Below are 15,441 nucleotides of genomic sequence, written 5' to 3'. Positions count from 1 at the left end.
CCTTGGAACCCACCCCGCCCCTGCCGCCGGCAGGGCCTTTCGGCTGCCCGATCGGCTAACATTCCAGCATGACCGATCAGCTCAAAAAATATCTCTTCGAAGACCGCAGCGTGCGCGTCCAGGCCGTGCGCCTGACCGACACCTGGAAGGCCGTCCGCGCCAATCACGAATATCCGCCCGCCATCACCCACCTGTTGGGCGAACTGGTGGCCGCGTCCACGCTGCTGGCCGCCAACATCAAGTTCGACGGCTCGCTGGTGCTGCAGATCCAGGGCGACGGCCCGATCGCGCTGCTGGTGGTGGAGTGCCGCTCCGACCTGAGCCTGCGCGCCACCGTCAAGATGCGCGAAGGCCATGACGTGCCGGTCGACGGCAACATGCAGAGCCTGCTCAACCCCGGCGGCAACGGCCGCTTCATCGTGGTGCTGGATCCGCAGCGCAAGGCGCCCGGCCAGCAGGCCTACCAGGGCATCGTGCCGCTGGAAGGCGACACCGTGGCCGAGGCGCTGCAACACTACATGAAGGCGTCCGAGCAGCTGGACACCCAGCTCTGGCTGGCCGCCGACGACGAGCACGCCGCCGGCCTGCTGATCCAGCGCCTGCCGGTGCACGGCGGCGAACAGGCGCCGCTGCTCAGCGAGCAGGCCGCCGCCGAGACCTGGGAACGCGCCGGCACGCTGGCCGCCACGCTCAAGCGCGACGAACTGCTGCAGGTCGAGATCGACACGCTGATCCATCGCCTGTACTGGGAAGAAACGCTGGTGGCGTTCGATCCCCTGCCGGTCAGCTGGCACTGTCCCTGCACCCGCGAGCGCGTGGCCAACATGCTGCGCTCGCTGGGCGAAGCCGAGGTGCAGGACATCGTGGCCGAGCACGGCCAGGTCGACGTGACCTGCGATTTCTGCGGCAAGCCATATCGCTTCGACGCCGTGGACTGCGCCGCGCTGTTCACGCCGGCCACGCCCGCCGCCGACAGCGAGTCGCCCACCGTCCACTGAACGCCCGCGCCGGCCCGTCGCGGCCGGCCTTTCCTGGCGTGATCATCGCGTCACGCCGGCTTGTCCCAATCGACAGGCGGTCATGCCCGCGCCAGACTGCGCAGCCATGACCGCCTTTTCTTTTTCCGCCATTCGGCCGGCTCCGCCCGCGACACCAGACGCGCCCGCCAGGCCTGCCAAGCCGGCCCGGCACGCTTGCCCGGCCTCGCCAAGCCTGCGCGCGCCACCCCGCCCAGGCCGCCCGCAACACGGCACCGCGCTCCTGGAATTCACCCTGGCGGCAGCCGTGCTGCTGCCCGCCGCCCTGCTGGCGGCCGAAGCCGCAACGTGGCAGACGGTGCGCCAGACCGTCCAGCTGGCGCTGATGGAAGCGGCCCGCGCGGGCGCGGTGTCGCATGCCGCACCGGCGACGATGAAAGCGGCTTTCGTCCAGGCGCTGCGACCGCTACATGGCGGCGACGCGTCGCGTCAGGCGCGCGCCCTGCGCGAGGCGGCGCTGTTGGCGGACGCGCATCCGTGGCGCATCGAGGTGCTGCGCCCCGACGCCCGCGACTTCCGCCTGCACGCCAGGCCGGGGCTTCGAATCGTCCCGGCGCCGGGCCTGCCAGCAATCGACAACGACTACCAGGATCTGCAACACGCGCGCCGCCCGCCGGGCCAGGCGACGGACATCTTCCAGGCCAATACGCTGTCCTTGCGGCTGACCTATCTGCACAAGCCGCTGTCCGCGCCGCTGCGGGCGCTGCTGGTCGCGCTGGCGCGTGGCGCGCAGACGCCGCCAGCACGCCAGGGCGCGGCTTTCACTCCTGGCCTGGCGGCCGACGACGCGCGTGGGTACGCCGGCCAGGCGCTGGCGCGCGGCCTGCTGCCGATCGTGGTGGAACTGGACATGGAGATGCACTCGCATCCGGCCGATTGGTCGCGCTTGCGACCATGGCCCGAGGGCATGGTGTCGGGAGCCTGCCGCAGGCTGCGCTGCGGATGACGCCACGGCCCGTCCGGGACGTCAGCCCAGGGGCGGCGATGGTGCGAGAGCGATCAGTGACGCGCGCCCGAACCGGATTGGCTGGCGGCGGGCCTGCCCTGCGACGCTGCCGCGCCGGCAGCCGGCCTGGCCGGCGCGCCCGAGCCGGCGCGGGCCGGCGTGGCGGCGGGCTTGGCGACCGCCTCGGTGGCCAGCGATGCGCCGCCCGCCGGCGGCGTGGCGTTCTGCGGCAGGATATGCACGAAGACCTCGCCTTCCCGCATCATGCCCAGCTCGCCGCGCGCACGTTCCTCGACAGCGCCGGTGCCCCCATCCAGGTCGCGCACTTCGGCTTCCAGCGCCGCATTGCGCGCGCGCAGGCCTTCGTTGGTCTCTTTCTGCGCCGCCACCTGGCGTTGCAGATCCCAGACCTTGAACCAGCCGCCCTTACCCATCCACAACGGGTATTGGATCAGGCCTAGCAGCACGAACAGCACCAGGAACAGCAGGCGCATACGCGGGAACCCTCAGCAGTCGTGTCATACGGCGGCGGCCGGGCGTTGCGCCAGGCCGCCGCGCCTACCTTAGCGCAGGTTGTAGAAAGCTTCCAGGCCAGGGTAGGAGGCCACTTCAGCCAGCTCTTCCTCGATGCGCAGCAGCTGGTTGTACTTGGCCATGCGGTCGGAACGCGACAGCGAACCGGTCTTGATCTGCATGGCGTTGGTGGCCACCGCGATGTCGGCGATGGTCGAGTCCTCGGTTTCGCCCGAACGGTGCGACACGACGGCGGTGTAGCCGGCGCGCTTGGCCATTTCGATGGCGGCGAAGGTCTCGGTCAGGGTGCCGATCTGGTTGATCTTGATGAGGATCGAGTTGGCCACGCCCTTCTGGATGCCTTCGCGCAGGATCTTGGTGTTGGTGACGAACAGGTCGTCGCCCACCAGCTGCACCTTCTTGCCGAGCTGGTCGGTCAGGAGCTTCCAGCCGTCCCAGTCGTTTTCGGCCATGCCGTCCTCGATCGAGATGATCGGGTACTTGTCGCACCAGGTCGCCAGCAGGTTGGTGAATTCCTGCGAGGACAGCGAGATGCCGCCTTCGCCAGCCAGCGTGTACTTGCCGTCGCGGTAGAACTCGGAGCTGGCGCAGTCCAGGCCCAGGGCGATCTGCGTGCCCGGCTCGTAGCCGGCTTCGGTGATGGCCTTCAGGATCAGCTGGATCGCGGCTTCGTGGCTGGCCACGTTGGGGGCGAAACCGCCCTCGTCGCCCACGGCGGTGGACATGCCCTGGCCGTGAATCAGCTTCTTGAGCATGTGGAAGACTTCGGCGCCCCAGCGCAGGGCTTCACGGAAGCTGCCCGCGCCCACCGGCAGGATCATCAGTTCCTGCAGGTCCAGCGTGTTGTTGGCGTGCGCGCCGCCGTTGATGACGTTCATCATCGGCACGGGCATGCTCATGGGGCCGCTGCCGCCGAAGTAGCGGTACAGCGACAGGCCGGACTCGTCGGCGGCGGCGCGGGCCACGGCCATCGAGGCGGCCAGCAGCGCGTTGGCGCCCAGGCGTTCCTTGGACTCGGTGCCATCCAGCTCGATCAGGGTGCGATCAACGAAGGTCTGCTCCTGCGCGTCCAGGCCCATCAGCGCTTCGGAGATCTCGGTGTTGAGATTCTCGACGGCGCGCAGCACGCCCTTGCCCAGGTAGCGGCTCTTGTCGCCGTCGCGCAGCTCGATGGCCTCGCGGGCGCCGGTGGACGCGCCCGACGGCACGGCCGCGCGGCCCATGGCGCCGGATTCCAGCAGCACATCGCATTCCACGGTGGGGTTGCCGCGCGAATCGAGGATTTCGCGGCCGATGATGTCGACGATTGCACTCATGACTTTACATTCCCTGAACGATAAACATATTCATGACGGCCGCGCCTTCGCGGGCATTGCGGGCCCGGCGGTACTGCCAGGAGTCGTAGAAGGCCTGCGCGGCGCCCATGGAGGGGAATTCCATGACGACCGTGCGGCCGGGTTCACGCCCCTCGAGCACCTTGGATTCGCCGCCGCGCACCAGGATCTTGGCGTCGTAGGCCCGCATCGCGAGCGTGGACAGACGCTTGTAATCCTCGTATTGCGCAGGCTTGGTCACTGAGACATCGGCGATCAGATAGGCACTCATGGGGTTCCTTGTGAGCGGTTGCGTGGATGAAGGGCGCCAGCGAAATTGCCCGCGGCCCTGGCCGTGCGCAAGCGCGAGGCCGGGCCGCGGAACCGCATCAGGCGCCCTGCCCGCCGCGGCGAGCCTTGTGCTCGATGGCGGCGCGGATATAGCTGGAGAACAGCGGGTGGCCGTCGCGCGGCGTGGACGTGAACTCCGGGTGGAACTGCACGCCGACGAACCAGGGGTGGTCGGGCAGTTCCATGATTTCCGGCAGGTTCTCGCTCGGGGTGCGCGCGCTGATCACCATGCCGGCCTCTTCCAGGCGCGGCACGTAGACGTTGTTCACCTCGTAGCGGTGACGATGGCGCTCGTTGACCTCGTCGCCGTAGATGCTCTGGGCGCGGGTGCCCGGCTTGATGGGCACGCGCTGCGCGCCCTTGCGCATCGTGCCGCCCAGGTCGGACGAGTTGTCGCGCTTCTCGACCTTGCCTTCGCGGTCCATCCACTCGGTGATCAGGGCCACCACGGGATGCGGCGCGGACGGGTCGAACTCGGTGCTGTTGGCGCCGCCCAGGCCGGCCACATGGCGAGCGAACTCGATCACGGCCAGCTGCATGCCCAGGCAGATGCCCAGGTAGGGCACGCCGTTCTCGCGGGCGTAGCGGATGGCGGCGATCTTGCCCTCGGTGCCGCGCTTGCCGAAGCCGCCCGGCACCAGGATGGCGTCCAGGTGCTTGAGCTGGTCGGTGCCGCGGGTCTCGATGTCTTCCGAGTCGATGTACTCGATGTTGATCTTCGAGCGCGTGTGTATGCCGGCGTGCACCAGGGCTTCGGTCAGCGACTTGTACGACTCGGTCAGGTCGACGTACTTGCCGACCATGCCGATGGTGAGCTGGTGCTGCGGATGCTCCAGCGCCTCGACCAGGTTGTCCCACATGGACAGGTCGGCCGGCGGCGGGTTCAGGCCCAGCGCTTCGCAGACGATGTTGTCCACGCCCTGCTTGTGCAGCATGGCGGGGATCTTGTAGATGGAATCGGCGTCCCAGACGGAGATCACCGCGTCCAGCGGCACGTTCGAGAACATCGAGATCTTGGCGCGCTCGTCGTCCGGGATCGGGCGGTCGGCGCGGCACAGCAGCGCATTCGGGTAGATGCCGATTTCGCGCAGCTTCTGCACCGAGTGCTGGGTCGGCTTGGTCTTGAGTTCGCCGGCGGACGCGATGAACGGCACCAGCGTCAGGTGCACGAAGGCGGCGTTGTTGCGGCCCATGCGCAGGCTCATCTGGCGGGCGGCTTCCAGGAACGGCAGCGACTCGATGTCGCCCACGGTGCCGCCGATCTCGACGATGGCCACATCGGTGTTGCCATTCCAGGCGGCATCGGCGCCACGGGCGATGAAGTCCTGGATTTCATTGGTGATGTGCGGAATCACCTGGACGGTCTTGCCCAGGTAGTCGCCACGACGCTCCTTGCGCAGCACCGATTCGTAGATCTGCCCGGTGGTGAAGTTGTTCACCTTGTGCATGCGGGCGGAAACGAAGCGCTCGTAGTGCCCCAGGTCCAGGTCGGTCTCGGCGCCGTCTTCGGTGACGAACACTTCGCCGTGCTGGAACGGGCTCATGGTGCCCGGATCGACGTTGATGTAGGGGTCGAGCTTGAGCATGGTGACCTGCAGGCCACGCGACTCGAGGATGGCTGCAAGCGACGCGGCGGCGATGCCCTTGCCCAGGGAAGACACCACTCCGCCGGTGACAAATACGTATTTGGTCATCGTAATGAGCGCCCGGGACGAGCGGGCGCGTGCGGGAAATTTGGATTATAGCCGGGCGGCGCGGCGAGTTTGGGTTTCCCCTTAGCCGCCAGGCGTAACATTTGGCAGCGTCCAGGCGGGACGCGGCTTGCGGGCCGATCGCCCCCCTTCGCCCGCCAGGCCGGGCGGCCGCGCGCCGGGTTCAGCCCGCCAGTCGCGCCAGCGCCGGCGGCTCGAACACCCGCACAGGCTCCGGCCCGCCGGCCCATTTTTCCGCCTGAACCAGGGCCGACAGCGCGCTGCAGCCCTGCGCCAGCCTTGAGGTGCCCTCGTCCCGGGTCAGCACGTTCGGGTTGCCGTGACGCTCCAGCGACGCGTCGCGCGGGTCGAACCAGGCGCCCGTGGCCATGACCACCACGCCGCGCGCCACGCCCTCGTCCAGGTCGGCGCCTCCCAGGCAGGCGCCGCGTTCGTTGTACAGGCGCACCACGTCCCCCTGGCCGATGCCGCGCGCGGCCGCGTCGGCCGGATGCATGCGGACCGGTTCGCGGCCGGCGATCTCGGCCTCGCGCGCGGCGTTCGACTGGTCCAGCTGCGAATGCAGCCGGCCCGCCGGCTGGCAGGTCACGAGGTGCAGGGGCCACTCGCGGGCGGCCTCGGCGCCCAGCCATTCCGCCGGCGGCAGCCAGGCCGGATGCGGCGGGCAATCGGCGTAGCCGAAGCCGGCCAGCGCCTCGCTGTGCAGCTCCAGCTTGCCCGAGGCGGTCTTGAGCGGATGCGCCTGGGGGTCGGCGCGGAACTGCTCGAACAGCACGAAGTCGCGCGGCGGCTCGGGCAACGCCACGTGGCCGCGCTCCCAGAAGGCGTCGAAATCCGGCAGCGTCAGCTGCTGCGCCTCCCAGGCCGGCCGCATCTGTTCGTAGATATGGCGGATCCAGGCCATCTCGTCACGGCCTTCGGTATAGACCTGCTCGAAGCCAGCCATCGCCGCCAGCTCGCGATAGATGTCGAAGTCGTTGCGGCTGTGGCCGACGGGCGCCAGCGCCTGGCGCATCGCCAGGATGTAACGGTCGCGCGACGAGCCGCCCACGTCGTTGCGCTCCAGCGTGGTGGTGGCCGGCAGCACGATGTCGGCGCGGCGCGCGGTCGGCGTCCACCAGGGCTCGTGCACGATGATGGTCTCGGGCCGCGTCCAGGCCCGCGCCAGCCGGTTCAGGTCCTGGTGGTGATGGAAGGGGTTGCCGCCGGCCCAGTACACCAGCCGGATGTCCGGATAGACGCCGCCGCGGCCGTTGAATTCATAGGGCTGGCCGGGATGCAGCAGCATGTCGGCCATGCGCGCCACGGGAATCGAGACGCCTGCCGGGTTGCGGCCCGCGCGCATTTCCGGCGCGGGCAGGTCGGGCCGGGGATTGCCGGCTCCGTTCATCGAGCCATGCCCGAAGGCGAAGCCGCCGCCGGGCAGGCCGATCTGGCCCAGCAGCGCGGCCAGCGCCACGCTGCCCCAGTACGGCTGCTCGCCGCGATGGCTGCGCTGCAGCGACCAGGCGCAGGTCAGCAGCGTGCGGCAGCCGGCCGCCTCGCGCGCCAGCCGGCGGATGGTGGCCGCCGGCACGCCGCAGACGCCTTCCGCCCATTCCGGCGTGCGGGCCTGGCCGCCGGCGCGGCCCAGCACATAGTCGGCGTAGGTCTCGAAGCCGTTGCAGCAGCGCGCCACGAAATCCGCGTCGTGCAGGCCCTCGGACAACAGCGTGTGCGCCATGCCCAGCATCAGGGCCGCGTCGGTATTGGGTCGGATGGGCACCCATTCGGCATCCAGCGCCTCGGGCGCATCGCCGCGCGACGGGCTCACGATCACCGTCCGCATGCCGGCCGCGCGCGCCCGCGCCAGCCAGCCGGGCGTGGGATGGTCGCCTGCGCCGCCGGACGTAATCTGCGTGTTGCGCAGCGCGATGCCGCCAAAGGCGATCAGCAACCGCGTATTGCCCACCACACTGTTCCAGTCGGTGACGCGGCCCGTCACCGGCGCGTAGGTGCCGATGATGTGCGGCAGCAGGAACTGGGCCGCGCCCCAGCTGTAATTGCCGGCCTGGTCCACGCAGCCGCCGCCGGCGTAGAGGAATCGGTGCGTCAGCGTGCGGGCATGGTGCAGCCGGCCGGCCGAGGACCAGCCATAGGAGCCGCCGAAGATCGCAGCCGGGCCGTGCTCGGCGCGCACGCGCTGCAATTCCTCGTGCACCAGCCGCAGCGCCATGTCCCATTCGACCTCGACGTAACCCTCGACGCCGCGCAGCTCGGGCGCGCCGCGATGCCTGAGCCAGCTGGCGCGCACGCTGGGCCGCGCCACCCGCAGCGGCGAATGGACCAGATCGGGCATGGCATGAATAAGCGGGGACGGGGCCTGGTCATGGGCGAAGGGCTCGCAGCCCGCGAGCCGGCCGCCCTGCACCACCGCCGTATAGGCGCCCCAGTGCGACAGAGTGGGAAAACGGGAGATCGTGTCGGCCATGGAATCCTCCCGGCGGCTGCAACAAAAGCCGTATTGTTGGGGAAATTCTCATAACTTAGCAGCATCAACTTAGAAAATAATTGTCTTTAGACCGTCTCTGAACTGTGGAAAATAGAAAATTTTTCGGGACCGGTCTTTCTATACTGCGAAAGCAGCAAGGGGAATGGTCAGGCGTCAGCACCGACCGCGCGACACCTGACTCACAAGGCAGTCCAATCTGTTGGAGTAGGTCATGAGCAAAAACAAGATCCAGGGGTCCTTCGTCGCCATCGTCACGCCGTTCAACCGTGACGGCAGCGTCGATTTCAGCGCATTTCGCAGCCTGTTGAAGTTCCAGGAAGACCACGGCACCGCCGCCGTGCTGATCATGGGTTCCACCGGCGAGGTCTCGCTGCTGTCGCCCGAAGAGCGCCGCCAGGTCATCGTCGAGACCGCCAAGATGAAGACCGGCAAGATGCAGCTGTTCTACGGCTGCACCGGCAACAACACCGACACCACCATCGAATACCTGAAGTTCGCGCGCGAGAACGGCGCCGACGGCGCCATCCTGGCCGCCCCGGCCTACATCTGCGCGTCGGAAGCCGATACCGAGGCCTACTTCCTCGAAGTGGCCGACGCCACCGACCTGCCGCTGGGCATCTACAACAACCCGCCCCGGGTCAAGAGCGACCTGCACTGGGACCAGCTGCTGCGCATCTTCAAGCACCCGAACTACGTGGTGCACAAGGAATCCACCACCCGCGTCGGGCAGGTGGCGCAGGTGCTGCGCGGCCGTCCCGATGTGTCGGTGATGTGCTGCGATTCGCCCAACCTGGGCCTGGTGGTCCCCACCATGAGCCTGGGCGGCCACGGCACCGCCAACATGACCGGCAACATCGCGCCGGCCGAGATGGCCGCCATCTCGCGCCCCTGGGACACGCCGGACGTGTCGGTGAGCTTCCGCGAAGGCTATCTGGGCCTGCTGCCGATGCTGCATTACTCGTATTCGGCCATCAACCCGGTCGCGATCAAATCGCTGATGAAGGCCGTGGGCCTGCCCGTGGGCGACCTGCGCCGCCCGCTGCGCGGCCTGGAAGGCGAGGCGCTGGCCAAGGGCCTGCGCATCGTGCGCGAGCTGGGGCTGGACGCCAAGTACGGTTTCAGCTCGGCCCAGCTGAAGGCGGCCTGATCCCGGCCGCCTGAACCCGGCCGGCGGCGGCGAGGCCGCCGGCTCGAATCCGAATCCGGCATGCCGCCGCGTACCGGGCGCCCGCCCCGCGCGGCGCCGCATGCCCGCACGCACCCGCCGCGCCCCCCCTTTGCCCGAGAAATCCTGCCATGTCCCGTTCCGCTTCCCACCGCGCGCCGCTGGCGCTGCTCAAATCCCTGGTTCCCGCCCTGGCGCTGGCCGCCACCCTGGCGCCCGCCGCCGCCTCCGCGCAGGATGCCTATCCGCAGCGCCCGATCACGCTGGTGGTGCCGCATCCGCCCGGCGGCTCGGTCGACGGCGTGGCGCGCATCTACGCCGAGCAGCTCGCCAAGGAGCTGGGCCAGTCCGTGGTGGTGGAAAACCGCGCCGGCGCTTCCGGCATGATCGGCGCGGCCTACGTCGCGCGCGCGGCACCCGATGGCTACACGCTGTACCTGAACGCGTCCATTCATGCGATCAATCCGCTGCTGTACAAGAAGACCATCAAGTTCGACGCGGTCAAGGATTTCACGCCCATCAGCGAACTGGCGCAAGGCGCGCTGATCTTCAGCATCAACCCCAAGGTGCCGGCCAACAACGTGCAGGAGCTGGTCAAGACGCTGAAGGCCGATCCGCAGAAATACTCGTTCGCCACCACCGGCTTCGGCTCGGCCGGCCATCTGGCGGCGGCCTCCTTCCTGCACGAGAACGGCCTGAGCCAGATCCCGATCGTGCTGTATCGCGGCGGCGGCCCGGCGCTGTCGGACCTGATCGGCGGCCAGGTGCACGCGCTGTTCGACCCGATGCTGTCCTCGCTGCCCATGGTGCGCGCCGACAAGCTGCGCGCCGTGGCGGTGACGGGCGCCGAGCGCAGCCCGCTGCTGGCCGACGTGCCCAGCATGCGCGAGCAGGGCCAGAAGAACTTCGAGTTCTATTCCTGGTACGGCCTGTGGGGCCCGGCCAAGCTGCCGGCGCCGGTGGTCAAGAAGCTGGAAGCGGCGTCGGCCAAGATCATGGCCACGCCCAAGGTGGTGGAACAGCTCGGCGGGCTGGGCTTTGAACCCGCGGTCAAGAACTCCGCCGATTTCAGCCGCTTCATCAACGCCGAGATGAAGCGCTACCAGACCATCATCGAGCAGTCGAAGATCGAGATCAACGAATAGGACCAAGCCAGTCCGGCACTCGATGCGACAAGGCCGGCGCCATATGACGCCGGCCTTGTGTCTTCGACTGTGTCTACGCGAGGTGCGAAAGTCGCGCCCGATCGCAATATGGCAGTGCCTCTCCAAGCGGGGCCGCACGGAGCCGGCTTTGCCGGTCCGTCGCGGCGCCCCCTTGAGGGGGGAGGCGCGCAGCGCCTCGGGGGTGGGCCTACCTTTTTGGCTTTTTCGCCGCCGCGTGCTTGGCGGGCCGGCCGGCCTTCTTGGCCTCGGCGCGGCGCACCTTGGCGGTCTGGCCCTTCAGGGCCGCCGGCTTGGGCGCCGCCGCCTTCTTGACGCGGCGCGAGCCGTCGTCCGGACCGCGCGCCGCCGCCTTGCGCAAGGCGTCGAAGCTGGTGCCCTGGACCAGGCGGAACTCGATGCGGCGCGCTTCCAGGTCCACGCGCGACACCTGCACCTGCACCTTGTCGGTCAGGCGGTAGCGCATGCCGGTGCGTTCGCCGCGCAGCTCGTGCAGCGCATCGTTGAACTGGAAGTACTCGCCGCCCAGTTCCGACACATGCACCAGCCCTTCGACGTGCAGCGTATCCAGCGTGACGAAGATGCCGAAGCTGGCCACGCCCGTGACCGTGCCGCTGAAGTCCTCGCCCACGCGCTCCTTGACGAACCAGCACTTGAGCCAGGCCTCGACGTCGCGCGAGGCTTCGTCGGCGCGCCGCTCGCAGGCCGACAGCATCAGGCCCAGTTTTTCCCAGATGGCGTGCTCGTGCTCGCGCTGGGTGCGGCCGATGACCACCGCGTGGTCGTCCAGGCTGGGCACATAGCGCTGGCCGGCCAGCAGCGCCTTGATGACGCGATGCGTCAGCAGGTCGGGATAGCGGCGGATCGGCGACGTGAAGTGGCTGTAGCCGGGATAGGCCAGGCCGAAGTGGCCGAGATTGTCCGGGCTGTAGATGGCCTGCTGCATGGAGCGCAGGCACATGGTCTGCAGCAGCTGGTAATCGGGACGGCCGCGCACGCTGTCCAGGAAGTCGCCGTAGTCCTTGGCCGTGGGCGTTTCGCCCCCGCCCAGCGTCGACAGGCCCATGGTGCGCAGGAACTCGCGCAGCGACTGCAGACGTTCCGGCGTCGGGCCTTCGTGGATGCGGTACAGGCCGGGATGCTTGCTGCGCGTCATGAAGTCGGCCGCGCAGGTGTTGGCGGCCAGCATGCACTCTTCGATCAGCTTGTGCGCGTCGTTGCGCACCGACGGCGCGATCTGCTCAATGCGGCCCAGCTCGTTGCAGACGATCTTGGTCTCGACCGTGTCGAAATCGATGGCGCCGCGTTTCTTGCGGCCCTGCGCCAGCAGCTGGTAAAGCTCGTACAGGTGCTGCACCTGCGGCATGACCGAGCGCATGGCATGCGCGGCCGGCCCGCCGGGCTGTTGCAGCGCGGCCCAGATGTTGGTGTAGGTGGTGCGGGCATGCGAGTACATGACCGCGTTGTAGAACTGGTAGGCGGTGACCGTGCCGGCCTTGGCGCCGCTGGCCGGGATGACCATGTCGCAGACCAGCACCAGGCGGTCCACCTCGGGGTTCAGCGAGCACAGGCCGTTGGACAGCGATTCCGGCAGCATCGGGATGACCCGGCGCGGGAAATAGACGCTGGTGCCGCGCTCGAGCGCGTCATCGTCCAGCGCGTCGCCGGGCCGCACGTAGTGGCTGACGTCGGCGATCGCCACCAGCAGGCGCCAGCCCGGGCGCTTGCGCTGGCCCGTGCCCAGTTCAACCGGCTCACAGTAGACGGCGTCGTCGAAGTCGCGGGCGTCCTCGCCGTCGATGGTGATCAGCGGCACGTCGCGCAGGTCGACGCGGTCTTTCAGGTCGCTCTTGCGAACCACGTCGGGCAGGCGCGCGGCCTGCTTGCGGGCGGCTTCGGAGAATTCCACCGGCACGTCGAACTTGCGCACCGCGATCTCGATCTCCATGCCGGGATCGTCGATCTCGCCCAGCACCTCGGACACGCGGCCCAGCGGCTGCGTGTGGCGGGTGGGCTGCGCCATGATCTCGACCGACACCACCTGCCCGTGCTGGGCGCCGTTGGTGTCGCTGGGCGGGATCAGGATGTCGTGCTTGATGCGCTGGTCTTCCGGCACCACGATGGACAGGCCATGCTCATGCAGGAAACGGCCGACCAGCTTGTTGGTGCGGCGCTCGATGACCTCGACGATGGTGCCTTCGGGCTTGCCGCGATACTCGCCGCCCGGCTTGACCAGCACGCGGTCGCCATGCAGCACCTTGAGCATCTCGCGCGGCGACAGGAACAGGTCCGGGCCGCCGTCGTCGCGCAGCAGGAAGCCGAAACCGTCGCGGTGGCCCAGCACCTTGCCCGCCACGAAGTCCAGCTTGGTGGCCAGCAGCAGCACGCCCTTGCGGTTGGGCATCAGTTGGCCGTCGCGTTCCATGGCGGCGAGGCGGCGCTCGAAGCCGACCATGGTCGCCTCGCGCTCGACGCCCATGCGCTCGGCCAGCTCGGCCGGCGACAAGGGCGCCCCCGCGCCGCGCAACGCCTTCAATATGGCTTCGCGAGACGGAACATCAGGATCGAAGTCGGGAGGCGCTTCGGGCAAGGAGGTTGATCTATTGTTATTCGAGTCGTTATTCGATCGTTTTGCCAAAGCTAAAATTTCCGTATATAATGCGCAGCTTCTGTGGTTCGCCCAAGGCTGAACACTGAAAGCGAAAGAGAAGGGCCGGTGAAGTTTGCAAGCTGTGTTTCAAAAACCAGATTGTAAGACCAACCGAAAAAATAGTGTGATCGCGGCGCTACCAAAGTTTGAATCAGCAAGACTGTAGTCTTGACTGAATTGAACGGCAGCGTATCACAAAGTCCTGACATCTCTTTATTCAGTGCCCAGGTGGCGGAATTGGTAGACGCGCATGGTTCAGGTCCATGTGCCGCAAGGTGTGGAGGTTCGAGTCCTCTCCTGGGCACCACGGAATTCTACTCAGCACGAATTCATTTCGTTCTGAAAATAAAAGGCTCAAAGCCCCGGAAATCGCAAGATTCCGGGGCTTTTGCTTTGCGCCCTGGTATTTGGACGATGCCGGGCGGGCGCCCTGGTCGCGATATACACCCTGCCCACGCTGTACGCCCTTCCCTACGGCCACGGCCACGGCCACGGGCACAGGCACAGGCACAGGCACAGGCACAGGCACAGGCACAGGCAAAAAAATGCACCATTGCCGCCACCACGCTAGCGCCGTGGCTTGCGCATCAGGTGATGCCGCGCATACAGATGCTCTCCCATGCCCTCGATCTGCAGATCGATCATGCGTTCAAAGGGATCGAGCAGCGCGTCGAAACGCGCCGGCGCCTCGATCGCGTTGAGCGCATGCACGATGGCCTCGATGGATGACAGGGCGCCGTCGATGTCGGCATGGCGCACCCGGTAGCGCGACGTCAGGCCCTCCTGCAGCATGACGCGCGGCAGCGCGGCCAGCTCGGGATTCAGGCGCACCAGCTTGCGCGCGTGCGTCCAGGTGCCGTCGGGCACGATCAGCTGGATGGGCCGCGCCGGCTCGCCGCCGTCCATACCCTGCCCCAGCACCCGCGCCCCGGGACCGGGAAACAGCAGGTGCGGCGCGTAGCCGGGCGCCATCCAGTCCTGCGGCGTGTAGCGCTCCCCCACCAGCAGGCGCGCGCCGGCCAGCCCCAGCACGGCCAGCCGGGCCGTGTTCAGCGGATGGCGCGCTTCGCTCGGGTGTTGCAGCACCACGACGCGAGTGCGCGGCGCGAGCGCCGGGATCGACGCGCACAGGCAATGGGATTCGGGGCGCTTGCAGCGCAGACAGACGGAACGGAACATGGCCGACACTATATAGATATAGATAGCCGTCCGGATAGCCGCCCGCCCGTCACGGACGCGCCTCGACACGCGCCGCCAGCCCGGGCCGCTCGGACGCGGCCAGATATCGCAGCAGGCAGGAACGGATCAATTCCCCATCCTCGACGGAAACATCCTCGGCCAGGATCTTGTCGACCACTTCCGCCCCCGCCGCCTCGTCCTGCAGCGCCAGGAAAACGAATGACCAGAACCACAGGCACGTCGCCATCGGCAGGTCCTCGCGCAGCCGCATGCCGAGCGGGACTTTCCGGACGCGGGCAAGCCGCGCCCCATCCTGCGCAAGCTCCACGAACTTTGCGCGTTTCTTCAGCATTCCCGGCATGTGCCAGAACGAGTCCGCATAGCGCCAGAACGCCAGATGTCCGATATAGGACGCCAGCGCGGCCGGCGGTTCGTCCGGCAACGCGCCCCGATCATCCAGGCCAAAAAGAAACAAGCCCCGGGCGCGTGGCAGCGTACACACCGGGTAGCCCTCGGACTGCAGCGGCAGCACGCGCGCATGGGCCGCGCGGAGCAGTTCGAACTCGCCTTCCGTCTTGATCGACGGGCACACATTCCCCCTGAGCAGGTGGAAATACAGCTCGACCCGATCTTCCTCGGACAAGAGCCTGGGCGCGCGAACGATCAGCGGCGTGATCAGGTGATGGTTGTCGGGGTAGAAGGCGCCTCGCTCGCCGCGCCCAAGCGCCGAGGATTCGTCCTCGATGAATTGCTGGAGAAGACACTCGGGAGAGCTTGCCATGGCGTTGATGTAGAGTTCCACGAGTTGACGCCGGCTGGCAAGGAACCAGGCCAGATGGCCGCGCGGCGCGGATGGGCCTGCCCACCGGCCGCCAAGGTACCACATACCCATCCCCGCAT

At 67.9% G+C, this 15,441-nt stretch carries 12 protein-coding genes and 1 tRNA gene; 5 read left to right on the top strand and 8 right to left on the bottom strand.

The features are described from left to right. Positions 1-68 precede the first annotated feature (68 nt). Positions 69-998, top strand: a complete 930-nt coding sequence (hslO, locus tag AC6LJ5_RS28045; protein WP_392410590.1) for an Hsp33 family molecular chaperone HslO — start codon at positions 69-71, stop codon at positions 996-998. Between the two features lie 286 nt (positions 999-1,284). Further along, on the top strand, positions 1,285-1,983 hold the full coding sequence (locus AC6LJ5_RS28040; protein ID WP_498142223.1) for a TadE/TadG family type IV pilus assembly protein: 699 nt from the start codon (positions 1,285-1,287) through the stop codon (positions 1,981-1,983). Positions 1,984-2,036: 53 nt separating this feature from the next. Here AC6LJ5_RS28040 and ftsB read toward each other — a convergent pair whose 3' ends face one another. The 5 genes from ftsB to AC6LJ5_RS28015 form a co-directional block, all read right to left on the bottom strand. Then, complete coding sequence (gene ftsB / locus AC6LJ5_RS28035) at positions 2,037-2,477, bottom strand: cell division protein FtsB (protein ID WP_103273193.1); 441 nt, start codon at positions 2,475-2,477, stop codon at positions 2,037-2,039. A 69-nt stretch (positions 2,478-2,546) separates the two neighbouring features. Next, positions 2,547-3,833: a phosphopyruvate hydratase gene (gene eno / locus AC6LJ5_RS28030; protein ID WP_006393534.1), complete on the bottom strand. Its 1,287-nt coding sequence runs from the start codon at positions 3,831-3,833 to the stop codon at positions 2,547-2,549. A 4-nt stretch (positions 3,834-3,837) separates the two neighbouring features. Beyond that, the gene (locus tag AC6LJ5_RS28025) at positions 3,838-4,122 is read right to left on the bottom strand and encodes a DUF1330 domain-containing protein (RefSeq protein ID WP_498142222.1); all 285 of its coding nucleotides are present in this window, start codon (positions 4,120-4,122) and stop codon (positions 3,838-3,840) included. 97 nt (positions 4,123-4,219) lie between these two features. Further along, the gene (gene pyrG, locus AC6LJ5_RS28020) at positions 4,220-5,875 is read right to left on the bottom strand and encodes a CTP synthase (protein ID WP_103273190.1); all 1,656 of its coding nucleotides are present in this window, start codon (positions 5,873-5,875) and stop codon (positions 4,220-4,222) included. Positions 5,876-6,056: 181 nt separating this feature from the next. Beyond that, a complete protein-coding gene (locus AC6LJ5_RS28015; protein WP_498142221.1) occupies positions 6,057-8,363 on the bottom strand; it encodes a molybdopterin-dependent oxidoreductase in 2,307 nt (768 codons plus the stop codon). Positions 8,364-8,595: 232 nt separating this feature from the next. On the opposite strand from AC6LJ5_RS28015, the gene AC6LJ5_RS28010 reads away from it, so the two are divergent. Both AC6LJ5_RS28010 and AC6LJ5_RS28005 read left to right on the top strand, forming a co-directional pair. After that, positions 8,596-9,531: a 4-hydroxy-tetrahydrodipicolinate synthase family protein gene (locus AC6LJ5_RS28010; RefSeq protein WP_498142220.1), complete on the top strand. Its 936-nt coding sequence runs from the start codon at positions 8,596-8,598 to the stop codon at positions 9,529-9,531. 149 nt (positions 9,532-9,680) lie between these two features. Further along, positions 9,681-10,694 (top strand): Bug family tripartite tricarboxylate transporter substrate binding protein, encoded by a 1,014-nt coding sequence (locus AC6LJ5_RS28005; RefSeq protein ID WP_498142219.1) that lies wholly within the window; start codon positions 9,681-9,683, stop codon positions 10,692-10,694. A 208-nt stretch (positions 10,695-10,902) separates the two neighbouring features. Here AC6LJ5_RS28005 and rnr read toward each other — a convergent pair whose 3' ends face one another. Further along, complete coding sequence (gene rnr / locus AC6LJ5_RS28000; protein WP_103273567.1) at positions 10,903-13,350, bottom strand: ribonuclease R; 2,448 nt, start codon at positions 13,348-13,350, stop codon at positions 10,903-10,905. Positions 13,351-13,584: 234 nt separating this feature from the next. Here rnr and AC6LJ5_RS27995 point away from each other — a divergent pair. Continuing rightward, positions 13,585-13,669: transfer RNA gene (locus AC6LJ5_RS27995), tRNA-Leu, on the top strand. Between the two features lie 260 nt (positions 13,670-13,929). Here the strand turns inward: AC6LJ5_RS27995 and AC6LJ5_RS27990 are convergent. Beyond that, on the bottom strand, positions 13,930-14,541 hold the full coding sequence (locus tag AC6LJ5_RS27990) for a tRNA-uridine aminocarboxypropyltransferase (RefSeq protein ID WP_103273566.1): 612 nt from the start codon (positions 14,539-14,541) through the stop codon (positions 13,930-13,932). 49 nt (positions 14,542-14,590) lie between these two features. Next, the coding region (locus AC6LJ5_RS27985) for a hypothetical protein (RefSeq protein WP_498142218.1) at positions 14,591-15,441 on the bottom strand (851 nt) is incomplete at its 5' end.

The sequence above is a fragment of the Achromobacter sp. 1011791174 genome (assembly GCF_059760925.1).
The sequence above is the reverse complement of the archived record's forward strand: the minus strand, read 5'-3'. Positions and strand labels throughout refer to the sequence as shown.